At 47.2% G+C, this 23814-nt stretch carries 22 protein-coding genes; 12 read left to right on the top strand and 10 right to left on the bottom strand.

Annotation, left to right across the window (positions count from 1 at the left end):
- Positions 1-40: 40 nt before the first annotated feature.
- Complete coding sequence (gene mutM / locus OGW16_RS09695; RefSeq protein ID WP_043018743.1) at positions 41-850, top strand: bifunctional DNA-formamidopyrimidine glycosylase/DNA-(apurinic or apyrimidinic site) lyase; 810 nt, start codon at positions 41-43, stop codon at positions 848-850.
- 47 nt (positions 851-897) lie between these two features.
- On the opposite strand, the gene coaD is transcribed toward mutM, so the two are convergent.
- Entirely contained in the window at positions 898-1377 is a 480-nt protein-coding gene (gene coaD, locus OGW16_RS09690) for a pantetheine-phosphate adenylyltransferase (protein ID WP_080625955.1), read from the bottom strand.
- 8 nt (positions 1378-1385) lie between these two features.
- The gene (gene waaA / locus OGW16_RS09685) at positions 1386-2663 is read right to left on the bottom strand and encodes a lipid IV(A) 3-deoxy-D-manno-octulosonic acid transferase (protein ID WP_043018741.1); all 1278 of its coding nucleotides are present in this window, start codon (positions 2661-2663) and stop codon (positions 1386-1388) included.
- A gap of 397 nt (positions 2664-3060) precedes the next feature.
- Between waaA and rfaQ the strand changes: the two genes are divergently transcribed.
- The 6 genes from rfaQ (at position 3061) to OGW16_RS09655 (ending at position 9385) form a co-directional block, all read left to right on the top strand.
- Positions 3061-4131 (top strand): lipopolysaccharide core heptosyltransferase RfaQ, encoded by a 1071-nt coding sequence (rfaQ, locus tag OGW16_RS09680; RefSeq protein ID WP_072033413.1) that lies wholly within the window; start codon positions 3061-3063, stop codon positions 4129-4131.
- Positions 4128-5252, top strand: a complete 1125-nt coding sequence (locus tag OGW16_RS09675; protein ID WP_286518369.1) for a glycosyltransferase family 4 protein — start codon at positions 4128-4130, stop codon at positions 5250-5252. The genes rfaQ and OGW16_RS09675 overlap by 4 nt, the downstream gene beginning before the upstream one ends.
- Positions 5245-6042 carry a lipopolysaccharide core heptose(I) kinase RfaP gene (rfaP, locus tag OGW16_RS09670; RefSeq protein WP_286518368.1) on the top strand — a complete coding sequence of 266 codons (798 nt, stop codon included), beginning with the start codon at positions 5245-5247 and terminating at the stop codon, positions 6040-6042. Before OGW16_RS09675 ends, rfaP begins: the two co-directional genes overlap by 8 nt.
- Positions 6043-6116: 74 nt before the next feature.
- Positions 6117-7127, top strand: coding sequence for a lipopolysaccharide 3-alpha-galactosyltransferase (gene waaO, locus OGW16_RS09665; RefSeq protein WP_286518367.1), 1011 nt, complete (start codon positions 6117-6119; stop codon positions 7125-7127).
- Positions 7128-7217: 90 nt separating this feature from the next.
- Positions 7218-8231 (top strand): glycosyltransferase family 8 protein, encoded by a 1014-nt coding sequence (locus tag OGW16_RS09660; protein ID WP_286518366.1) that lies wholly within the window; start codon positions 7218-7220, stop codon positions 8229-8231.
- A gap of 11 nt (positions 8232-8242) precedes the next feature.
- Positions 8243-9385: a lipopolysaccharide N-acetylglucosaminyltransferase gene (locus OGW16_RS09655; protein ID WP_286518365.1), complete on the top strand. Its 1143-nt coding sequence runs from the start codon at positions 8243-8245 to the stop codon at positions 9383-9385.
- A gap of 35 nt (positions 9386-9420) precedes the next feature.
- Here OGW16_RS09655 and rfaL read toward each other — a convergent pair whose 3' ends face one another.
- From rfaL to rfaD, 4 genes are read right to left on the bottom strand one after another with little or no spacing between them, the layout of a single operon-like run.
- Entirely contained in the window at positions 9421-10629 is a 1209-nt protein-coding gene (gene rfaL, locus OGW16_RS09650; RefSeq protein ID WP_100194898.1) for an O-antigen ligase RfaL, read from the bottom strand.
- Positions 10629-11621: a lipopolysaccharide heptosyltransferase RfaC gene (rfaC, locus tag OGW16_RS09645; protein WP_080625957.1), complete on the bottom strand. Its 993-nt coding sequence runs from the start codon at positions 11619-11621 to the stop codon at positions 10629-10631. Before rfaC ends, rfaL begins: the two co-directional genes overlap by 1 nt.
- Before the next feature lie 3 nt (positions 11622-11624).
- Positions 11625-12671: an ADP-heptose--LPS heptosyltransferase RfaF gene (gene rfaF, locus OGW16_RS09640; protein WP_286518364.1), complete on the bottom strand. Its 1047-nt coding sequence runs from the start codon at positions 12669-12671 to the stop codon at positions 11625-11627.
- Positions 12672-12683: 12 nt separating this feature from the next.
- Positions 12684-13616, bottom strand: a complete 933-nt coding sequence (gene rfaD / locus OGW16_RS09635) for an ADP-glyceromanno-heptose 6-epimerase (RefSeq protein ID WP_286518363.1) — start codon at positions 13614-13616, stop codon at positions 12684-12686.
- A gap of 278 nt (positions 13617-13894) precedes the next feature.
- Here rfaD and yibB point away from each other — a divergent pair, with 278 nt between their 5' ends.
- The 3 genes from yibB to tdh all read left to right on the top strand — a co-directional run bounded on the left by yibB (position 13895) and on the right by tdh (position 17263).
- Complete coding sequence (gene yibB / locus OGW16_RS09630; protein ID WP_286518394.1) at positions 13895-14752, top strand: protein YibB; 858 nt, start codon at positions 13895-13897, stop codon at positions 14750-14752.
- 279 nt (positions 14753-15031) lie between these two features.
- Positions 15032-16228, top strand: a complete 1197-nt coding sequence (gene kbl / locus OGW16_RS09625; protein ID WP_043018731.1) for a glycine C-acetyltransferase — start codon at positions 15032-15034, stop codon at positions 16226-16228.
- A gap of 9 nt (positions 16229-16237) precedes the next feature.
- A complete protein-coding gene (gene tdh / locus OGW16_RS09620; protein WP_003024132.1) occupies positions 16238-17263 on the top strand; it encodes an L-threonine 3-dehydrogenase in 1026 nt (341 codons plus the stop codon).
- Between the two features lie 67 nt (positions 17264-17330).
- Here tdh and rfaY read toward each other — a convergent pair whose 3' ends face one another.
- On the bottom strand, positions 17331-18017 hold the full coding sequence (gene rfaY / locus OGW16_RS09615) for a lipopolysaccharide core heptose(II) kinase RfaY (protein ID WP_043018730.1): 687 nt from the start codon (positions 18015-18017) through the stop codon (positions 17331-17333).
- A gap of 244 nt (positions 18018-18261) precedes the next feature.
- Here rfaY and OGW16_RS09610 point away from each other — a divergent pair, with 244 nt between their 5' ends.
- Positions 18262-19296: a glycosyltransferase gene (locus tag OGW16_RS09610; protein ID WP_043018729.1), complete on the top strand. Its 1035-nt coding sequence runs from the start codon at positions 18262-18264 to the stop codon at positions 19294-19296.
- Here OGW16_RS09610 and OGW16_RS09605 read toward each other — a convergent pair.
- Genes OGW16_RS09605 through gpmM form a run of 3 tightly spaced genes read right to left on the bottom strand, consistent with a single transcriptional unit; the run spans position 19283 to position 23095 of the window.
- Positions 19283-20254: a divergent polysaccharide deacetylase family protein gene (locus tag OGW16_RS09605; RefSeq protein ID WP_100193747.1), complete on the bottom strand. Its 972-nt coding sequence runs from the start codon at positions 20252-20254 to the stop codon at positions 19283-19285. The two genes, OGW16_RS09610 and OGW16_RS09605, sit on opposite strands and share 14 nt — an antisense overlap.
- A 3-nt stretch (positions 20255-20257) precedes the next feature.
- Positions 20258-21517: a murein hydrolase activator EnvC gene (gene envC, locus OGW16_RS09600; RefSeq protein ID WP_230586371.1), complete on the bottom strand. Its 1260-nt coding sequence runs from the start codon at positions 21515-21517 to the stop codon at positions 20258-20260.
- A gap of 33 nt (positions 21518-21550) precedes the next feature.
- Complete coding sequence (gene gpmM, locus OGW16_RS09595) at positions 21551-23095, bottom strand: 2,3-bisphosphoglycerate-independent phosphoglycerate mutase (RefSeq protein WP_043018843.1); 1545 nt, start codon at positions 23093-23095, stop codon at positions 21551-21553.
- A 248-nt stretch (positions 23096-23343) separates the two neighbouring features.
- On the opposite strand from gpmM, the gene OGW16_RS09590 reads away from it, so the two are divergent.
- On the top strand, positions 23344-23775 hold the full coding sequence (locus OGW16_RS09590) for a rhodanese-like domain-containing protein (RefSeq protein ID WP_005120473.1): 432 nt from the start codon (positions 23344-23346) through the stop codon (positions 23773-23775).
- The last annotated feature ends 39 nt before the right edge of the window (positions 23776-23814 follow it).

Genomic DNA, 23814 nt, shown 5'->3' with positions numbered 1-23814 from the left:
TCCCCATATTAATGTGACCTGATACATCGCCGGAGATACTATGCCTGAATTACCTGAAGTCGAAACCAGCCGCCGCGGTATTGAGCCGCATCTGGTGGGGGCAACGATTATGCACGCGACGGTGCGTAACGGTCGTTTGCGTTGGCCGGTATCTGAGGAAATCTATCGTCTGAGTGATAAACCCGTTCTGAGCGTACAGCGGCGCGCGAAATACCTGCTGCTGGAGCTATCGGATGGCTGGGTAATCATTCATCTGGGGATGTCGGGTAGTTTGCGTATCCTCCCTGAAGAACTTCCGGCAGAAAAGCATGACCATGTTGACCTGGTGATGAGCAACGGCAAAGTCCTGCGCTATACCGATCCACGCCGTTTTGGCGCATGGCTGTGGGCTAAAGAGCTGGATGGGCATAATGTCCTCGCTCATCTTGGTCCTGAGCCGCTGAGCGATGATTTCAACGCCGGTTATTTGCAGCAGAAATGTGCGAAGAAGAAAACTGCGATTAAGCCCTGGCTGATGGATAACAAGCTGGTGGTGGGGGTGGGTAACATCTATGCCAGCGAGTCGCTGTTTGCGGCTGGCATCCATCCTGACCGTCTGGCGTCATCTTTGTCGCAGGACGAGTGTGAACTGCTGGTGCGCGTCATCAAGGCGGTTTTGCTACGTTCTATCGAGCAGGGTGGCACCACGCTGAAGGATTTCCTGCAAAGTGACGGTAAGCCGGGCTATTTTGCCCAGGAGCTGCAAGTCTATGGGAGAGAAGGTGAACCCTGTCGCGCGTGCGGCGCGCCAATCATTGCGACAAAACACGCCCAGCGCACAACGTTCTACTGCCGTCGCTGTCAGAAATAACACCGTTATTGGCCGGAGGTCGCATACGTCTCATCCGGCCAGACGTATTACTTCAGTTTACCCAATAATGCCTGATGGACGTTTTTCGGCAGAAAATGCGTCACGTCACCCTGATGGCGGGCAACTTCTTTCACCAGCGACGATGAGATAAATGACCACTCTTTAGACGGCATCAAAAAGACGCTTTCCAGTTGTGGCATCAGGTGACGGTTCATATGGGCCAGCTGCATTTCATATTCAAAATCGGCTACCGCACGCAGACCACGGATCAGAATATTAGCCTGATTATCGCGGGCAAAATTTGCCATCAAATCGCTGAATCCCAGAACTTCGACATTGCCAAGATGCGCCGTTGCCTGTTGCGCCAGCTCAACGCGCTCTTCCAGAGTAAACATCGGCTGTTTACTGGGACTTGCGGCAATGGCCAGGATTACGTGATCGAACATGCTTGTTGCACGCGTCACAATATCGAGGTGGCCGTTAGTAATGGGATCAAAGGTTCCTGGATAAATCGCCCGTTTTTGCATGACTTGCCTCAATGCGTTTTGGGTGGCAGATAAGGTTCCAGCAGCTGCAGCAGACGCTGTAGCGCGCCCTGATTTTGATACAGAACTTCAACTGCGTGACGGCCATAAAAATTACGATAATCTGCATCGGTCAGTAAAGAAGAGACCTCTTTCACCAGCGTCGTTGCGTCGGTGACGGTGATCAATCCGCTTGCCTGTTCGAGGCGGGCGCAAATATCTTTAAAATTAAAAGTATGCGGTCCCATTAATACAGGAATGGCGTGTGCCGCGGCTTCCAGTGGATTGTGTCCACCACGTTCAACCAGTGAACCGCCGACAAAAGCGAGGTCGGCAATGCCGTACAGTAGCATCAGCTCGCCCATGGTGTCGCCGATCACAACCTGAGTACCCGATGACGGAACTTCGCCCGAAGAGCGTGTGGTATAGCTTAGCCCAGCCTGGCGTACGAGGTTAATAGCATCCGGGAAGCGTTCCGGATGTCTGGGAACCAGAATCAGTAAAAGATTCGGGAACTGATTTAATAACGCCTGATGGGCGGCAATGATAATGCTTTCTTCGCCGTCGTGAGTGCTGGTTGCAATCCACACCGGGCGGTGAGGCGCCCATTGACGACGTAATGTGACTGCTTTTGCGGCCAGTTGCGGCGTGACGGAAATATCAAACTTCAGGCTGCCGGTGACGGTGACCTGATTGCTTCTGGCGCCAAGCGCAATAAAACGTGCACCATCTTCTTCGTTCTGGGCGGCAATCAAGGTGATACGACGCAGCAGCCTGCCAACAAATTTCCCTAATTTAGCGTAGCCAGCAGCTGAACGAGCTGAAAGACGTGCGTTGGCAATAACCAGCGGGATGTGGCGCTTATGGAGTGCCGCGATCAGATTTGGCCACAGCTCTGTTTCCATAATTAACACCAGCTTGGGGTCAACTTTATTCAGAAAACGGTTCAGGGCATCCGGTAAATCGTACGGCAGATAAATGTGTTGAACGTCAGTGCCAAAAGCGGATTGTACGCGCTCGGAACCGGTTGGCGTCATGGTGGTTACCGTGATTGGCAAGTCGGGATAACGATGTCGCAGAGCGCGGACTAATGGGATAGCTGCCAGCGTTTCGCCTACTGAAACCGAATGAAGCATGATGCCGCCTGGTTTAAGCGGACGGCGGTAAAAGCCGTAGCGTTCACCCCAGCGTTTACGGTAGGCCGGAGCCTTACGTCCGCGCACCCAAAGCCGTATCCAGATCAGAGGCTGAATAAGGTAGAAAAGGGCGGTGTAAAGCAATTCGAGCATAATGGTAGCTGACTTATGAATGTGCTGGGGATTCTATGTATTTAGTTGTGGCTTTACCAATACTTTTCCTATTTTTAAATTAAATAGCGTCTCAGGCGGGGATTACCTTGGGTGCAAACATCTTTTGCATCTTTACGATATCTGTTGATATTTTCAGGTTTAGTCGAGCCAGAGAGCTTAAAATCAAAAGGTCTTGACAGGGTAATTTATTGATTTATATGGATTAATGATATTGGTTGTGCAAGAATTATTCGAGTCGGAACATGGCGAAAGAAGTGATACACTAGCGCGTAAAAAATCAGTGCGATATCAGTAATCAGGTAGCTGTTGAGCCTGGGGCGGTAGCGTGCTTTTTTCTGCTTAACTTTACCGGACACTCACGATAAAAGAGCCGCTTGTGGATAAGCCAATTAATAGAATTCTGGTCATAAAAATGCGTTTTCACGGAGATATGTTGTTAACAACTCCTGTCATTAGTACGCTAAAGCAGAACTATCCTGAAGCGAAAATCGACGTGCTTCTTTATCAGGATACCATCCCAATTTTGTCGGAAAACCCAGAAATTAATGCCCTTTATGGTATTAAAAATAAAAAGACAAAAGTAACCGACAAAATTACTAATTTCATGCACCTGGCCACAACGTTACGCGCAAATGGGTATGATTTAGTTGTAAACCTTACCGACCAGTGGATCGTCGCGATATTGATGCGGCTACTGAATGCGCCGATTAAAATCTCTCAGGATTATGCTCATCGGCAATCTTCTTTTTGGAAAAATAGTTTTACATGTCTGGCTCCGCTGAGCGGAGAAAATGTGGTGGAAAGTAATCTGTCTGTGCTGGCCCCGTTGAAACTTAACTCGACTGTTACGCATACCACAATGAGCTATCCTCCGGATAGTTGGGAACGTATGCGCACAGAATTAAATCGGGCTGGGGTTGGTGATGAATACGTTGTTATTCAACCGACGGCACGTCAACGCTTCAAGTGTTGGAATAACGAAAAGTTTTCACAGGTAATTGACGCCTTACACCAGCGTGGTCTGGAGGTAGTTCTGACCTCTGGCCCAGGCGCAGACGATCTGGCTTGCGTGAATGAAATTGCACAAGGTTGCAAAGAAAAGCCCGTTACTGCGTTGGCCGGAAAGATGAGCTTCCCAGAGCTAGGAGCAGTCATCGATCATGCCCAGTTGTTTATTGGGGTGGACTCTGCTCCCGGACACATTGCTGCTGCGGTTGATACACCATTGATATGCCTGTTTGGCGCAACGGATCATAATTTTTGGCGACCATGGTCAAAGCAGATGATTCAATTTTGGGCTGGTGATTACCGTCCGATGCCACCACGTGAGCAGCGCGATCGCAATGAAATGTATCTTTCGGTGATTCCCGCTGACGATGTTATTGCTGCTGTCGATAAACTATTACCCGGTAGACTTGTGCCGCCACAAGCGGGGAGTCCCGTATGATTGTTGCTTTCTGTTTGTATAAATACTTCCCATTCGGTGGGTTACAGCGTGATTTTATGCGCATTGCGCAAACTGTAGCGGCACGAGGTCACCATGTTCGTGTCTACACGCAGTCCTGGGAAGGTGAGTGTCCTGACGTTTTTGAATTAATTCTTGTACCGGTAAAGTCCCGGACAAACCATGGCCGCAATGCGGAGTATTATTCCTGGGTCCAGGCACATTTACTTCAGCATCCTGTCGATCGGGTTGTTGGTTTTAATAAAATGCCGGGCCTGGATATCTACTATGCTGCTGACGTTTGCTATGCCGAGAAAGTGGCGCAAGAAAAAGGTTTCCTCTATCGGTTAACTTCACGATATCGGCACTATGCAGCGTTTGAGCGTGCGACGTTTGAGCAGGGTAAATCGACGCAGCTATTAATGCTAACTGATAAGCAGATTGCTGATTTTCAGAAGCATTATCAGACAGAAGCTGAGCGATTTCATATTCTTCCTCCCGGGATTTATCCGGACAGAAAGTATAGTCAGCAGATCCCGAATAGCCATGAAGTTTTTCGCCAGAAAAACGGTATAACAGAGCAACAAAATCTTTTATTACAGGTAGGCTCTGATTTCACTCGTAAAGGTGTGGATCGTTCAATTCGCGCGTTGGCATCATTACCAGAAACTCTTCGAACCAATACGCTACTGTTTGTTGTTGGACAAGACAAACCGAGAAAATTTGAGGCGTTGGCGGAAAAACTTGGCGTACGCAGTAATGTCCATTTCTATTCAGGCCGTAATGATGTTGCAGAATTAATGGCTGCGGCTGATTTATTGATGCATCCGGCTTATCAGGAGGCGGCAGGCATTGTGCTACTAGAGGCAATCACTGCAGGGCTGCCGGTTTTGACCACAGCTGTATGCGGTTACGCGCATTATATTGTTGATGCTAACTGTGGTATGGCAATTGCAGAACCATTCCGGCAAGAAAGGCTGAATGAAGTCTTACGTAAAGCGCTGGTAGAGCCTTCATTGTGTTCTGAGTGGAGGGAAAATGCGCGAAACTATGCGGATACGCAAGATTTATACAGCCTACCGGAGAAAGCAGCGGATATGATTACGGGTGGTTTAGATGGTTGAATTAAAAGAACCGTTAGCCACATTATGGCGCGGGAAAGATGCATTTGAAGAAGTTAAAAATTTACAAGGTGAAGTATTCAGAGAGCTGGAAACTCGCCGTACGCTACGATTTGAACTAGCGGGTAAAAGCTATTTTTTAAAATGGCACAGAGGCACTTCTCTGAAGGAGATTGTTAAAAATCTACTTTCATTACGCATGCCAGTATTAGGTGCTGATAGAGAATGGAATGCTATTCATCGCCTGAGTCAATTGGGCGTGGATACAATGACAGGGGTGGGATTTGGTGAGAAAGGATTGAATCCACTGACTAAAACCTCGTTTATTATTACTGAGGATCTCACTCCAACCATCAGCCTGGAAGATTACTGTGCGGAATGGGCCACAAATTCTCCCGATGTGAAAGTGAAGCGTATTATTATTGATCGTGTTGCCACCATGGTGCGTAAGATGCATGCTGGAGGTATCAATCATCGCGATTGCTATATTTGCCACTTTTTATTACATCTTCCTTTTTCTGGGCATGAGGACGATCTCAAGATTTCAGTGATTGATTTGCACCGTGCTCAGATTCGGTCGACCGTTCCCCGACGCTGGCGTGACAAAGACTTGATTGGTCTCTATTTTTCATCCATGAATATTGGATTAACACAGCGTGATATATATAGATTTCTACGCGTCTATTGCGAGTTGCCATTGAAAAGCATCCTAAGCCAGGAGGCTGATTTGTTCAATGAAGCACAGGTTAAAGCTAATAAAATACGCGAAAGAACAATTCGTAAATCTCTGTGATTAATTTATCCTGAACTATTTGGAATAGGGCATGTGAGAACGTGGTCTATTTCTCAAAAATTGGTAAGAGTCAAATGTCTCAATTTAGTGATAAAGAAGTTATCCTTTCTGTTTTTGAGTACGATTTTCGGGAAAATACTTCTGCTGACTGTTTTAATATCGGTTATGGTATTGACAGGAATTTTTTATTTGGCTGCGGCGTTTCAATAGCCTCTATATTATTGTCGAATAAAAAAATCGATTTCACATTTCATATATTTACTGATTATTTCGATGAGAGTGATAAAGCCAGATTCTCCGATCTGGCTAAACAATATCAATCCTGTATCAAAGTCTACCTAATTGATTGCAATAAATTAAAAGACTTACCTAGTACCAAAAATTGGACTTATGCAACATATTTCCGTTTTGTTATTGCAGATTATTTCTATAATAAGGTAGATAAATTATTATACCTTGATGCTGATATTGCTTGCCAGGGTTGTGTGCGAGAACTGGTCGATTATAAGTTTTCCGCAGATGAGATCGCTGTCGTTGTAACGGAAAGAGATTCCGAATGGTGGCATAATCGTTCTGTAACGCTGGCCACTCCAGAATTAACTGCCGGATACTTTAATGCTGGGTTCTTACTTATCAATATCAACGCATGGCACAGTAATAATATCTCTTCCCGAGCCATCGAAATGTTGCGTATTCCAGAATGGGTGGAAAGAATAACTCATCTTGATCAAGATGTCCTTAATGTGTTGTTAGCCGGAAAAGTAACTTTTATCAATGGTAAATACAATACTCGCTTTAGCATTAATTATGAACTGAAAGATAAAGTAGTCAACCCTGTTAATAATGAAACTGTCTTCATTCATTATGTAGGACCGACTAAACCCTGGCATGAGTGGTCCAACTATCCGGTATCGAAGAGTTTTTTAGTTGCGAAAGAGGCCTCGCCCTGGCATTCAGTCGCGCTTCTCAAACCGACCAATAGTAACCAATTCAGATATTGTGCAAAGCATAAATTTAAACAAGGGTTATACGTTCAGGGACTGTATAGCTACTTTAATTATTATCTGACTAAGTTGAAAGGTTAACTGCTGGTTAAGTGCATTACTAAAATCATCCATAACTATGCAGAACTTGGCCGCTGAAAAATATAGCTGAAATAATTAAAGGTAATTAAATTGGACTTCAAAAGGTTAACTAACTTCAAAGATATCATTGAGTTAGACAGACGTGTTACTCCATGTGATGATCGTGACACTTTTAATATTTCATGGGGGATCGATAAAAATTACCAAACTGGTGCGGCAATCTCTATTGCATCTATCCTTGAAAATAATAAAGAGAGTAATATTAATTTTACCTTTCATATTATTGCGGATTATTTAGACCAAGATTATATTGCACTTTTGACACAGTTAGCAGAACAGTATAAAACAGTTATTAAGCTATATCATATTGATTCTGAACCGTTGGTGTCACTGCCTAAAACAAATATATGGCCAGTGTCAATATACTATCGCTTGCTTTCATTTGATTACTTTTCTGAACGATTAGATCGACTGCTATATCTAGATGCTGATATTACGTGTAAAGGCTCTTTAGAGGATCTTGCCGCTCTGAAATTTGATGGGGAATATGGTGCGGTCGTAGTAGATGTTGATTCCATGCAGGCTAAAAGCGCAGAACGTTTACATAACCCTGAGTTTAAAGGCAACTACTTTAACTCGGGGGTCATGTATATAAACTTGCAACAATGGCTTAACTCTAGTTTGACGAAGAGATTTTTTGAACTATTGTCAGATGAAAATATAGTTTCCAAAGTAAAATATCCTGATCAAGATATTTTAAATATTATGTTTTTGCATCATGCGGTATTATTACCGAGAAAATTTAACTCAATTTACTCATTGAAGTCTGAGTTTGAAATTAAAAATAAAAATCATTATAAATCAGTGATTAATGAAGAGACAGTATTTATTCATTATACTGGTGTAACAAAACCATGGCACGAGTGGGCTGATTATTCCTCAGCACAGTTTTTCCGCACAGTATATGATAAGTCACCATGGAAGAATCAGCCTTATCAAGTTGCAAAACAAAAACATGAATATAGAGAAAAATATAAGCATCTTCTTTATCAAAATAAAATAATTCCAGGCCTGATCGCAGCAATTAAATATAAGACAATGTGAAGGTGATCTTTATGATTGATAAAATCATATTTACTGTAACCCCTATTTATTCTATTCCACCACGTGGTGCCGCAGCAGTTGAGACCTGGATGTATCAGGTTGCACAGAGAACTCAATTCCCTAATCGTATTGTCTGCATAAAGAATGAAGGATATTCTGATTATTCTTACGTAAACGAACGATGCAGTATTCATCGCATTGGATTTAGTCCGTTATATAAACGTATTTTCCAAAAGTGGACCCGACTGGATCCGGTACCTTATTCAAAGCGCATACTGAAAGTTGCTGAAAAGTTTGAGATAACCGATCAAAGTGTGATTGTTGTCCATAACAGTATGAAGCTATATCGACAAATTCGTTCGCGAGCTCCTCAGGCAAGAGTTGTGATTCATATGCATAATGCTTTTGAACCTAAGTTGCTCGATCAAAAAGTTAAGATGATCGTACCAAGTTTGTTTTTGAAGAATTATTATCAATCTTATCTTCCTGAAGCTGATATTGTTATTGTACCTAATGGTATTGACCTGGATATCTATCAATCGTCCTATGAATCCATATCAAAGAGTAAATTAAATATTTCCCCAGAAAGCAAGGTGGTATTTTTTGCTGGACGCATAGTACCTGATAAAGGTGTTCTCTTGCTTCTGCAGGCTTTTGAAAAGCTGCAACATGAAAACAAAAATCTGAAGCTTGTGGTCGTTGGTGATCACATGGAAGTAAGTAAGAATGATAAAGGTGATTATCAGCGCGAAGTGCGGGAGATAGCCGAGCGTCTCAAACCACATTGCATTATGTTGGGTAGTATCTCTCCCGAGAAAATGCACTATTACTATCCACTGGCAGACATAGTAGTGATTCCTTCGCAGTTTCAGGAGCCATTTTGTATGGTGGCAATTGAGGCTATGGGAGCCGGAAGGCCTGTATTAGTCAGCACTCGAGGCGGCATGATTGAGTTTGTTAAAGATAAGATTACAGGCTATCACTTAACAGAGCCGATGACTGCAGACACTATTGCTGAGGATATCATCAGGGTTATGCTGGAAAGTGATTTACCGAATACGGCCCAACGAGGGCAGCAATACGTCTTTAAAAACTATAGCTGGTCTGCGGTTACGCAACGTTTTGAAGAGGTTATTTGTAACTGGTTCGAGTGATAAAAAGGCTACATAAAGTAGCCTTTTTTAATGATTTATTTATTCTTCAGGGCTAACAGTAACCCAGCAAAAATACCCAACAGATCTAATTCAATCTGCTCAACGTTACCGCGAATAATAAAATAACCGACAAATGAAAGTAAAATTATCATGTAAGCATTGTATGGGGAGTGATAATTCTCCCTAAATGCATGCGTGACACACTCTCTCACAATGCTTGTGTACACCAGTATTAATCCCAGAAGTCCAAGCAACCCTGTACCAAACCAGACAAAGAGAATAAGGTTGTGTGGTCCAATTGACTCGCGGAATGTCCAGTTTGGATAATCAACAACACGCTTGTTGTACACTATCTTATAAGCATTGTTACCAAAGCCATAGCCTATAACCGGGTTTTCAAGGATTAGGTCAAACGCACTTCCTTGGGTACCATTAGTATAGCGGTATGAGCTGTCAGTTTGTTGTAATTTAAATGTCAGTTTCTCTGACATATCTTTATGTGAAAAAATAGCTGTCAGGGCAACAATAGCAATGAGGCTTCCAACAGCAAGCAATCGCCATTGTTTGTATATGACTATCCATGTTAGAGCGATAATAAATACCGATAACCAGGCGCCACGGGACAATGTTCCGAGAATTAGAAAGGTATATATTGCCCCTAGCGCCAGGAATAATATACGGTATTTTGCTGATTTAAGTAACCATAGATTCAGAAGCGCGGGGAATAAAAATACCATTGCATCTGAAATTCCGCGGTGTTGATAATTAGTAAAAGGCATGATTCCTTGCTGATAGTCCTGATAATAAAGGACAAGTTCTGAAAGGCATCGCAAACTAAGAGCAGTAAGGAACGAGAAGAATATCAACTTCGAAATGGTTTCTTTGCTTTCTTCTCTTAATAAAACAGGGATCGCAATGGTGCATAATAAGACATTTTCAACAACTGAGTTGTTTATCTCTTTCAGGCTAGCTTTTAGTTCAGGAGTGAACATTAAAGAGACGAAAGTAGCGATTACAAGAAATAATACGCTTGCAAAAATAAATGTTTTAAAAGTTAAAATGTAATGACGAGGATTCTTGCATAAATAAACTATCGTAGTGATGGTCATTAGTATGACAATCAAATGTTTATAACGTGTAATATCACCTAAGAAATAGGTGGCGATAAAAAGAAATACAAGTCCTCTATTCCAGTTTATCTTCCAGTTTTTTTTCTCATTTGAAAAAAAATTTGTTAAAGCCATCATTTCTCCGACACCGGCAGACAATTATTTAAAAAAACGCAATTAATTGATTCAAATACGGTCGAAGAAAGCAAGTCTGAAAGGTTTTCACTTCCTGAGCGACATACCACTTGATTCTTCCCATACCCACCAATCAATCCTGGGTCCGTTGGACCGTACAACGTAATATTAGGGCGATCCAGCGCAGCGGTTAAATGGCTCAGGCCTGTATCAACCGACACCACAAATTTTGCCCCCGCCAATACGCGAGCGACCTCTTCAAGAGTCATCCGTGGAAGAACATCAACATAAGAAAAACCATCCGCCAGCCTAAGGGCCCGTGCTTCTTCATGGGGAGCACCCCAGGGCAGTTTAATACGTATGCCAGCGTTATTTAACAGGCCAATTAGCTCCCGCCAGTTGGCTTCTGGCCAGTGTTTATCATCACGCGTCGTGGCATGCAGAAATACGGCATACTGTCCTGTCTCAGCATTACGTTCTTTCAGAAAATGCTGAGCGATAGCGTAATCACCCTGCGACTGCGGTTTAGCATATCCCAGACTTTTGGCGAACAGCTCACGCGTACGTTCTACCGCATGCTGCTGCCGGGCAATGTGATGTTTGCGATTATAAAACAGGCTAGCCAAGGGTTCGCGTGCCGTGCTCCAGTCCATACCATGCTTGATGCCACGCGCCAGACGCGTAACCAACGCTGCGCTTTTAACCAAACCCTGCGCATCAATTATCGCGTCATACTGGCGTAAACGCACCGCATCGCGAAAGGCTTTACGCTCGGCTTTAATCGGCGCTGAAAACCAGGCTTTACGCCAACGACGAATCGCCACTGGGATCACGCGGTCAACGGCCGCATGCCAGGATGGGATCTGCGCGAAGCCCTCTTCCACTACCCAATCAAATTGAATATCCGGCATGACCTGCTGCGCATCAGTTAATGCAGGTAACGTATGCAGTACATCGCCCATAGACGATGTTTTAACGATCAGTACCCGCATTCGTCAGGCTTCCTCGTGTAACAACAGGTCGTTGAGTTCTTTCAGTACGCGCTGGGGGGTAATGTCAATCAGGCTCTGATGATAGCCTTCTGCCGCATCGCCCTTGCGTACTTTGTGATAACCTGTAATCAGGCGAATCACGCGCGCCTTGTGTGAAAGAGGCGGAGTGAAATCCGGGCTGCTGGGGCCGTATAATGCGACCAATGGGCGGTTTAGCGCGGCGGCAACGTGCATTAATCCAGAGTCGTTGGTGACCACCGCTTTGCAGGCTGCGAGAAGGATGACGGCCTGCTCCAGCTGTGTTTCCCCCGCCAGATTACGGCACCATGCCTGCTGTTCAACGCTCAGCGTCGCCAGGATCTCATTTCCGGCCTCATGGTCTTTTGCCGAGCCAAACAGCACAATCTGATGGCCCTCATCGATCAATTGCTTTGCCAGTTCTGCGTAGTGGTAATGTGGCCATCGTTTTGCAGGGCCAAATTCCGCGCCAGGGCAAAAGCCGATGATGGGGCGTTCGGCAGAGAGGGAAAACTGACTACAGGTCAGTGATTTCTCGCCTTCGCTGACCTGCAACTGCGGCCATAGCAGAGGCTGCGGCAAATCTTTGGCCGTCAGCATCACACCTTTATCATAAGCCAGGGCCACATAGCGCTCGACCATCAACGGCCATGCGTCTTTATCCAGCACGCGCGCATCGTTTAGCAGACCGTAGCGCATTTCGCCACGCCAACCGGTACGATGGGGAATGCCAGCAAAGAACGGCACCAGAGCTGATTTAAACGAGTTAGGCAGCACATAGGCGCGGTCATAGCGCTTTTCACGCAGGCTGTGACCGAGTTTACGGCGTTCGCCGATCTCCAGCGCGCCATGACCCAGCGGCATGGCAATGGCTTCGTTGACTTCAGGCATGCGCGACAGCAGCGGACGGCACCACGCAGGTGCCATCACGTCGATTATCGCCTGGGGATAGCGCGCCTTAAGCGTGCGATAGAGACTTTGCGACATCATCATGTCGCCCACCCAGGACGGGCCCACCACCAGAATCCTCATTGATTGCCTGCCTTACGCGTCGCGGTTCAGCCAGGCCATATATTCCGTAACGCCTTCGGCGACGGTTTTAAACGGCTTGTCATAGCCCGCTGCGCGCAGGTTAGTCAGATCGGCCTGCGTAAATGCCTGGTAGCGACCTTTCAGTTTTTCCGGGAATGGGATGTACTCAATGCTGCCTTTGTTGTGATACGCAAGCGTAGCATCGGCAACGGCCTGGAAAGATTCCGCACGACCGGTACCGAGGTTAAAGATGCCGGAAACCCCGTTTTCCAGGAACCACAGGTTTACCGCAGCCACATCGCCGACATAAACGAAATCACGTTTGAAGTTTTCACTGCCTTCGAACAGTTTTGGTGTTTCGCCATTGTTGAGCTGGGTATTGAGGTGGAAGGCGACACTCGCCATGCTGCCTTTATGGCCTTCACGTGGTCCGTAGACGTTGAAATAGCGGAAGCCAACAATCTGAGAGGTCGCTTCTGGCAGGATCTGACGAACGTACTCGTCGAACAGGAATTTTGAGTAACCGTAGACGTTCAGCGGCTTCTCATATTCACGGGATTCGATGAAATCAGAAGTGCGACCGCCATAAGTGGCGGCAGAAGACGCGTACAGGAACGGGATTTCACGCTCCAGGCAGTAGTGCAGCAGCTCTTTGGAGTATTGATAGTTGTTATCCATCATATACTTGCCGTCCCACTCGGTGGTGGAAGAGCATGCGCCTTCGTGGAAAATCGCTTCGATATCGCCGAAATCTTCCCCGGCCATAATCTGGATCAGGAAGTCTTCCTTGTCCATGTAGTCAGCAATATTCAGATCCACCAGGTTAACAAACTTGGTGCCGTCTTTCAGGTTGTCCACCACCAGGATGTCGGTGATGCCTTTATCATTCAGGGACTTAACGATGTTGCTGCCGATAAAGCCCGCGCCGCCGGTAACGATGATCATAAATGTAACCTTCGAATTATGGAGTCAGAGACAATCTCAGACACTAATGTTTGTAATCATACCATCACATCGGCATCCCTTCAGCCTCTTAAGTAAGATGGCGAGTCGGCAGACGGTCTATAAACACTGGCATAAGAATGCTTATTTAATGGTTATTATCTGTATTGAATTATTCTTAAATGTATTGCGGTTTTTTAATAACCACCCATGTATATTATATGTACAAAAACAAAAGCTATGTGATATAATATTTTTTTTATTAATGGTTTGATATGGCTATGAAATCATCTACCACTATTGTTACAGCATATTTTGATATCGGTAGGGGGGAGTGGACTGTTAATAAAGGCTTCCGTGAAAAACTATCCCGATCTTCTGATGTCTATTTTGATTACTTCAAGCGGTTAGCCGATTTAGAAAACGATATGGTTATTTTTACTTCGCCTGAGTTTGAAGCCAGAATTGCGGAAATACGCAAAGGTAAGCCCACAAAAATTATAGCTATAGATTTAGATAATAAATTCAAACATATTAAAAATAAAATTAGACAAATCCAGCAGGATGATGCCTTTAAGAGTAAGTTAGAAACTCGACAGCTTGGTAACCCTGAATACTGGTCTCCAGAATATGTGTTGATCACTAATTTAAAAGCATATTTTGTAGCTAAAGCTATTAATTTAGGCTTAGTTAATACTCCGATGGTTGCGTGGATCGACTTCGGGTATTGTCGTAAACCTCAGGTCACTGGCGGTTTAAAGGTATGGGATTTCCCATTTGATCGTAATAAAATGCATCTCTTTACGATTAAAAAAGGCTTGGTTGTGTCATCAATAAAGCAAGTGTTTGACTTTATGATTGGGAATCATATTTATATTATCGGTGGCGCTATTGTTGGCTCTCAGGAAAAATGGAAAGAGTTTTATTCATTAGTCACTGAATGCCAAAAAGAGACCCTCAGAAATAATATTGTTGATGATGATCAGGGTATTTTTGTTATGTGTTATTACAAACGCCCTGCGCTATTAATGCTTAATTACCTTGGTCGTGGCAAATGGTTCGATCTGTTCCGTGTTTATCGGCGAACCGCGTTAGGTGCAAAACTCCAGGCACTACGAATTTTTCTGACCCGAAAGTAGTGGTTCGAATGGGATCTAAGGGTTACCTGAGCAGATAGAATGCTGTGAAGGCATTCTTCTGTTATTGATGCTGTTTTTTCACCTCAATCAATAAAGCTCTTCTAAATCAAGTGGTTGTGAATTATCCCTCCTAATAAAGATACACGGCAGCATCACTGATTAGCCATGTGGATATACGTGATTTATGCTTCATTTTGAAGAAGTAGTGATGCGTCATCTCGTATCAACGTATAGCTTTGGGTAATATGTGCTGAAATTTGCCCAGTCTGGAGAATTGAAATGCGTGGGGATTTTTACAAACAGTTAACCAACGATCTCGACACCGCACGTGCGGAAGGATTGTTTAAAGAAGAGCGCATTATTACGTCTGCCCAGCAGGCGGATATCACCGTGGCGGACGGAAGCCACGTTATTAACTTTTGTGCGAACAACTATCTGGGGCTGGCTAACCACCCGGAGCTGATTGCAGCGGCAAAAGCGGGCATGGATTCTCACGGATTTGGTATGGCTTCGGTCCGCTTTATTTGCGGTACCCAGGACAGCCATAAGCAACTGGAGCAAAAACTGGCGGCATTCCTCGGTATGGAAGATGCCATCCTTTACTCTTCCTGCTTTGACGCCAACGGCGGCCTGTTCGAAACGCTGCTGGGCGCCGAAGATGCGATCATTTCAGATGCGCTAAACCACGCGTCTATCATTGACGGCGTTCGCTTGTGTAAAGCAAAGCGTTTCCGTTATGCCAACAACGACATGGTCGAGCTGGAAGCGCGCCTGAAAGAAGCACGTGAAGCGGGCGCCCGTCATATTCTGATCGCCACCGATGGCGTGTTCTCTATGGATGGCGTTATCGCTAACCTGAAAGGCGTTTGTGACCTGGCGGATAAATACGACGCGCTGGTCATGGTTGATGATTCTCATGCGGTCGGCTTTGTCGGCGAAAACGGTCGTGGCTCCCATGAATACTGTGATGTGATGGGCCGTGTGGACATCATCACCGGTACGCTGGGTAAAGCGCTCGGTGGCGCATCCGGCGGTTACACCGCAGCGCGCAAAGAGGTTGTTGAGTGGCTGCGTCAGCGTTCCCGTCCGTACCTGTTCTCCAACTCACTGGCTCCGGCGATTGTTGCAGCCTCCATTAAAGTGCTGGAGATGGTCGAGGCTGGCAACGAGCTGCGCGATCGCCTGTGGGCGAACGCACGTCAGTTCCGTGAGCAAATGTCTGCCGCAGGCTTTACGTTAGCGGGTGCGGATCACGCGATTATCCCGGTCATGTTGGGTGATGCGGTTGTGGCGCAGGCGTTCGCCCGTGAACTGCAAAAAGAGGGGATTTACGTTACCGGATTCTTCTATCCGGTGGTTCCAAAAGGCCAGGCGCGTATTCGTACCCAGATGTCTGCGGCGCATACCCCTGAGCAGATCACGCGTGCTGTTGAGGCCTTCACACGCATTGGTAAACAACTGGGCGTTATTGCCTGAGGATGTGAAATGAAAGCGTTATCCAAACTGAAAGCGGAAGAGGGCATTTGGATGACCGACGTTCCTGAACCGGAAGTCGGCCATAACGATTTGCTGATTAAAATCCGTAAAACAGCCATCTGCGGGACTGACGTTCACATTTATAACTGGGATGAATGGTCGCAAAAAACCATCCCGGTACCGATGGTCGTTGGGCATGAATATGTCGGCGAAGTTGTTGGCATCGGCCAGGAAGTTAAAGGCTTTAAAATCGGCGATCGCGTTTCAGGCGAAGGTCATATCACCTGCGGGCATTGCCGTAACTGCCGCGGTGGGCGTACTCACCTGTGCCGCAATACGACCGGTGTCGGCGTAAATCGTCCTGGCTGCTTTGCAGAGTACCTGGTGATCCCGGCATTTAACGCGTTTAAAATTCCGGACAACATCTCCGACGACCTGGCGTCTATTTTCGATCCGTTCGGTAATGCGGTGCACACGGCGCTGTCGTTTGATCTGGTTGGGGAAGATGTGCTGGTTTCCGGTGCGGGTCCAATCGGAATTATGGCAGCAGCGGTCGCGAAGCACGTTGGCGCACGCCACGTGGTGATTACCGATGTTAATGAGTATCGCCTTGAGTTGGCGCGTAAAATGGGCATCACTCGCGCGGTCAACGTCTCGAAAGAGAATCTGACTGACGTGATGGCTGAACTGGGTATGACCGAAGGGTTTGATGTAGGTCTGGAGATGTCCGGTGCGCCGCCAGCGTTTCGCGCCATGCTGGACACTATGAACCACGGTGGGCGCATTGCTATGCTGGGTATTCCGCCATCTGACATGTCAATCGACTGGACGAAAGTTATCTTTAAGGGGCTGTTTATTAAAGGTATCTACGGTCGTGAGATGTTTGAGACCTGGTACAAAATGGCTGCACTGATTCAGTCTGGTCTGGATTTGTCGCCAATCATCACCCATCGATTCTCCATCGATGAATTCCAGCAGGGCTTTGACGCGATGCGTTCAGGCCAGTCAGGGAAAGTGATCCTGAGTTGGGATTGAAGGCTCGATTTGTATTAAATGTTACCAACGGCCAGATTATTTGATCTGGCCGTATACATAATAAATGCTATTTACCACGAAGCTTTCTGGATAAAGATCTTGTCGCTTCTTTGAGGCAGATGAGCTTATACACTAACCCTTTCCCTTTGATTTTAATATTATATTTTCGCTGCAACGCTAAAATGTCATTAGCCTGACAAATCTTCATGTTTCCCTTACAAGATAAGTCGATAATTCTTAATTCACCGCCTGGCGTACGAATGAAGTTTCCTGGGTGGATATCATTAGATGCCAACCCGGCTTTGTGAAGGCGCAGAACGCACTGCTTCACTTCATCGGCATTCTTAGGGCTAATTTCTTTTAAAGGAGTACCTTCAATATATTCATGAATAATATAAACATCATGACACTGACGAAGGCGCACTTTCTCTGCAGCGTAGTAGAGATCGGCTGTACAGGCGCGCATTTCCGGGGAGAGCTTGTCCAGCTTCTTGATGAGCCTGGAATAGAAGGGACCGGAGATAAAATTCTGCATTTTTTTCTCGAATCGAGGATCAACTTCACGGTCGTTTTTGATGATAAATTTTTGTGAGTTGTACTCGACCAGTTCCACGCTGCGCATAGCGTTACCACTGCTCAACGGTTTGCCACTGATTTCTTTATTTATATACTTACTCATCAGTGACTTAAGGTCTATATTGGTCTCTTTACAATAGACCGTATAACCTTTTTCATGTGTCTTACTGATGGCCATCACTTTCCTCAATATCAGTGTACATAATGCGTTAATTTATAGCGATATAGTATACAGGTTGCGCCCCTCAATATGTAGACGATCTGAGCTTTCACTGCCCGCTGAAATCAGGTTTCGCATAGCATTTTCTCATACTGGCTGCTTTCGCCGCGCCGCTTCTGGCGATAAATCGTTCCAGGCTTAATAATTCCTTAATGAAACTGTAGTAAAAGTCATCAGTGTACTAACAAACCAGGGTTAGCTGATGAGAAACAGCACAAATATGTTGAGTGTCATTATTCCGTTGTATAACGCGGGTGATAGTTTTCGGGATTGCATGGAATCTTTGATCGCACAGACATGGAGTGCGATAGAGATCATTATTGTCGATGATGGCTCAACGGATAACTCTGTTGATATTGCAAGACAGTATGCTGATAACTATCCCCATGTTCGGTTGTTGCATCAGGCTAACGCTGGGGCATCTGTTGCGCGTAATCGTGGTCTGGCAGCGGCCAGAGGGGATTATGTTGCATTTGTCGATGCTGATGACCTGGTTTATCCCAATATGTATGAAACCCTGATGACCATGGCACTTCAGGATGACCTGGATCTGGCGCAGTGCAATTCTGACTGGTGCATTTTCGAAACGGGGGACACCTGGCAATCAATACCGACGGACCGTTTGCGGTCTACGGGTGTATTGACCGGCCCTGACTGGTTACGTATGGCATTGGCTTCACGCCGTTGGACACATGTGGTCTGGATGGGGGTTTACCGCAGGGATGTTATCGAGAAAAATAAGATATCGTTTGTTCCTGGGTTGCATCATCAGGATATTGTATGGACGACGGAGTTTATGTTTAACGCCAAACGTGTACGATATACCGAACAATCTTTATATAAATACTTCTTACATGATCAATCAGTTAGCCGTCTTAAAAGACAAGGCTTAAAAAATCTCAATTACCAACGACACTATATTAAAATTACACGGTTATTGGATAAGTTGAATCGTGAATATGCTGGACGGATTACTCTTTATCCGGAATTTCATCAGCAAATAACCTATGAAGCTTTGCGCGTTTGTCACGCAGTACGCAAAGAACCGGATGTTCATATTCGTCAGCGTATGATTGCAGAGATTTTTGTCTCGGGTATGTATAAACGCATGATTACTAATGTACGCAGCGCCAAAGTTATGTACCAGGCGCTGCTATGGTCATTCCGTCTCTGGAAATGGCGAGATAAAACATCGTCGCCTTCTCGTATTACACGTAAAACGCTTAATCTACGTTAGCGTTCATAGTGCCGGGAGAGGATGTATTTCCCCAGCCCTGCCACTGCAGCTTCATGTACTGCACCAGCGTGCTTTGGGTGATGCTTTCACCGAGCACGCTGAAGAAGCGGCTGGCGTAAACCGGCTCTAACGGCTGTTTCGGTTTGCATAATTTCACCCCGCGGAAAGGATTACGCGGTGCGTCAGGCGTACCGTTTTTTGGCGGAGTGAGGTTTGGTCTGGACGTATCCACCTGTGGTTCATTGAGCAGGCTGCTTGGGCGAACCAGCGTGATGTCGGCTGGCAGGCTATAAAGCATCTGCTGTAGGACGCGAACCGTAGACGGGTGAGGGTGGCCAATGGCAATTGCCGAGCCGTTGCGACGCGCAAGTTCGACGGCACGATTAAACTGACGGCGAATATCGGCTTCGTTTTGCGTGTCGTCCAGGAAGACTTTGCGTTTGATGACCTTCACACCGGTTCCTGATGCTGCGCGCATGGCCTGGCTGTTGCCGATGGTCATGCTGTCGAGGAAGTAGAGGTCGTATCGTTCCAGCGCCTGCATCACCTTCTGCATGCCAAACAGGCTGGAGGTCATCGCGCTGCCCATATGGTTGTTCAGACCGACCGCATTCGGTACTTTGCTTACCGCATCGCGAATAATCCGCTCAATCTCTTCGCTGCTCATTTCCGGGCGTAAAGTGTCTTTCTCTAACGGCTGTTTGCTCAGTGGCGCCATCGGTAGATGGATCAGGACTTCATGCCCGCTGTTATGCGCTTTGGTTGCCATTTCCCGCGCATGCGGAGCATTAGGCAAAACGGCAACGGAGATGGCGGAAGGCATCGCCAGCACCTGATTTTCAGTGTGTGGACGATAGCCGAAATCATCAATGACGATGGCGAGTTTGCCAGCAAAAACAGGTGTTGCGAAGGCCAGCAGGCTGGCGAGAGAGAGTAATAGACGACGAAATTGAGGCAAAACTTATCTTCCCAACCACGGCTGTGGATTGACCGCCTGACCCTGGCGACGAATTTCGAAATAGAGCGCCGGTCTACCCTGACCGCCGCTGCTACCCACAAGTGCAATAGGCTGCCCGGCGCGAACCTGCGTACCGACGCTGACCAGTGCGCTCTGGTTATAACCGTACAGGCTCATATCGCCTTTACCGTGCTCAACGACGACGACCAGGCCATAGCCCTGCAGCCAGTCCGCCAGAATGACGCGACCATCGGCAATGGCTTTAACTTCGGTGCCTTCGGATGCGCCAATAACCATCCCCTTCCAACGTAGCTCACCCTGCAGCTGTTCGCCATAACGATGTAACGTTGGACCACGAACGGGCCAGAATGCCTGGCCACGTGGCGAACCCAAACCGCCGGTACGCGACATCAGTGATTTTTCACTTTCGGTTGGCTTATAGGTTGAGCCTTTCCGTGAGGCATCCTGCTGCTTATCGCGTACGGCCTGCGCCTCGCGGGCTTCACGTTCCGCGCGTGCTTTGGCTGCGGCTTCGGCGCGAGCAATGCTGTTACGCAGGCGCGATTCGTTGGCGCGCATTTCGCCCAATTGCTGTTGACCCTGTTGAATCGATGACTCCAGACCCGAGAGCGTCTTCTGGCGTTCATTACGCGCCTGCTCCAGCTTAGCCTGCTGAGCACGCTGCTCGTACAACAGAGTCTGCTGTTCGCTCTGCTTATCTTCCAGCTCGGCTTTTTGCGAGTCGACCTCTTCGCGGGTTTGTTTCAGCTGCGCGATGGTTTCCTGTCGCGCCTGGTTCAGATAGCCGAAATAGGCCTGCAGGCGTTGCCCACGCTGGCTTTCTTCACCGCTAAGAATGAGCTGAATGCCGGTATGTTCGCCCTGGCGAAATGCAGCGTCGAGTTGGGCTGCCAGGCTGCGTTCTTGCGCGGCCCGCTGTTTTTCCAGCTTCGCAAGGGCGGCATTCATCTCTGCGATTTGCGCGTTCAGCTGCGCCAGTGAGTTTTGCGTTTCGCGCAGTTGCCTGGCGGCAACGGCAATGGCCTGTTCCTGCGCTTTAAGCTGAGCGAGTAGGGTGGCGCGTTGTTGTTGCTGTTGGCGTACCGCGCGTTCTTTTGCCGCGATATCGGCCTGAATAGATTTGAGCTGGTCGCGTTCGTCCGCGTGGGCGGAAAAGGCGCACAGCAATACGCCAGCGCTAAGCGCGCTGGCGTAGAACAAGGGCCTGACTGAAAGCTTGCGCAGCTTCACGGCCCGAGTGATGGTATTAATCGCCTTTCCCCTCATGGGGAGGGATTATTCCACGATGAACAGCGGCTTACCAGTCATCTCTTGCGGGATTTCCATACCCATCAGCGTCAGCATCGTCGGGGCGATATCAGAAAGTTTGCCGCCTTCGACTGCTTTGACGTTTTTACCACCGACATAAATCAGCGGAACGGGCAGGTTGGTGTGCGCTGTATGTGCCTGACCGGTGGACGGATCGCGCATTTGCTCTGCGTTACCGTGGTCCGCGGTGATCAGCAACTGGCCGCCAACGGATTCAACCGCTTTAGTCACCTGCTCAACGCAATGATCCAGCGCTTCAACCGCTTTAACCGCTGCTTCCATCACCCCGGTGTGGCCAACCATGTCGCCGTTCGGGTAGTTACAAATGATGGTGTCGTATTTTCCGCTCTCAATCGCAGCAACCAGTTTTTCGGTCAGCTCTGCAGAGCTCATTTCCGGCTGCAGATCGTAGGTCGCGACTTTCGGCGAGTTGATCAGGATGCGGTCTTCGCCTTTGAACGGTTCTTCTACGCCGCCGTTGAAGAAGAAGGTCACGTGCGCATATTTTTCGGTTTCGGAAATACGCAGCTGCGTTTTGTCGTTCTTCGCCATCCACTCGCCAAGGGTATTGGCCAGAGACGCTGGTGGGTAAGCTACCGCAGTTTTGATGTCGGCCGCGTATTCGGTCAGCATCACAAAGTTGAGGTTAACGACTTTCTTACGGGCGAAGCCGTCGAAGTCAGCGTTAACAAACGCACGGGTAATTTCACGCGCACGGTCAGCACGGAAGTTCATGAAAATCAGCGTATCGCCGTCTTCCATGGCGGCTTCAGCCTGGCCTTCAGCACGGATCACGGTCGCTTTCACGAATTCGTCGTTTTCGTCGCGGGCATAAGCAGCCTGCAGGCCTTCAACCGCCGTAGCGAACTGGAACTCGCCTTTTGCCAGCGTCATCAGGTCATAAGCCTGTTCAACGCGATCCCAACGGTTGTCGCGGTCCATAGCGTAGTAACGACCGATGATGGACGCTACGCGGCCTTTGCCCAACGCGGCAAATTTCTCTTCGAATTTCTGCAGGGAATGTTCAGCGCTGCGCGGCGGGGTGTCACGGCCATCAAGGAAAGCGTGCAGATAGATTTTCTCAGCGCCACGTTCAGCGGCCATTTCTACCATCGCCATGATGTGATCTTCGTGGCTGTGAACGCCGCCAGCAGAGAGCAGACCCATGATGTGTACCGCTTTGCCGCTATTTTTTGCCTGGTCGACCGCATTGGTCAGCACCGGGTTAGCGAAGAAAGTACGCTCTTTAATTTCAACATCCAGACGGGTCAGGTCCTGATACACGATGCGGCCAGCGCCCAGGTTGACGTGGCCCACTTCGGAGTTGCCCATCTGGCGATCGGGCAGGCCGACTTCCAGGCCAGACGCATCAATCAGGGTATGCGGACGTTTTGCCCACAGGGCATCCATTACCGGGGTTTTGGCATTAAAGATGGCGTTATCCTGGCTGTCTTCACGATAACCGTAGCCATCCAGAATCACCAGTACCATAGGTTTTTTAGAAACCGACATTGCGACAACCTCACACTTAATAGATAAAAAATAATTGCGTAATTTTACTACAGCTGAATCGATAAAGTAGCCCCAGAAGATCAAATAATCGACCAGAGCGCGCCGCAGAGGGCGCGGATTTACGTTTTTTTTTCCGTAGCGCCCCGCAAAAATGCAATCCAATGCACGCTCTGGCTGTATTTGCGCCAACGCGCAGGTATACTCCTTTCCTGGTTTTTTAATCACTGAGTCGGGAGTTGTTACCCCCCATGCAAGAAATTATGCAATTTGTTAGTCGCCACCCTGTCTTGAGTATCGCCTGGATTGCGTTACTGGCGGCTGTATTATTTACCACGTTTAAGAGCCTGACTTCGAAAGTGAAGGTGATTACGCGCGGAGAAGCTACACGTCTTATCAATAAAGAAGATGCGGTGATTGTGGATTTACGTCAGCGCGACGACTTCCGTAAAGGTCATATCGCAGGCTCCACTAACCTGCTGCCGAGCGAAATCAAAGCCAATAATTTTGGCGAGCTGGAAAAACACAAAAACAAACCTGTTATTGTGGTTGATGGCTCAGGCATGCAATGCCAGGATTCAGCAACTGCGCTGATTAAAGCCGGTTTTGAGCAGGTATCTGTACTGAAAGACGGCGTAGCGGGCTGGAGTGGTGAGAACCTGCCACTGGTTCGCGGCAAGTAATTTACCCGTCTTCTTTCATACCGCAGGGTAAAAGAACAC

It is taken from the genome of Citrobacter sp. Ce104, assembly GCF_030334595.1.
Classification (GTDB): Bacteria; Pseudomonadota; Gammaproteobacteria; order Enterobacterales; family Enterobacteriaceae; genus Citrobacter; species Citrobacter europaeus.
Note: the sequence above shows the minus strand (reverse complement) of the source record. Positions and strands in the feature narration are given on the sequence as shown.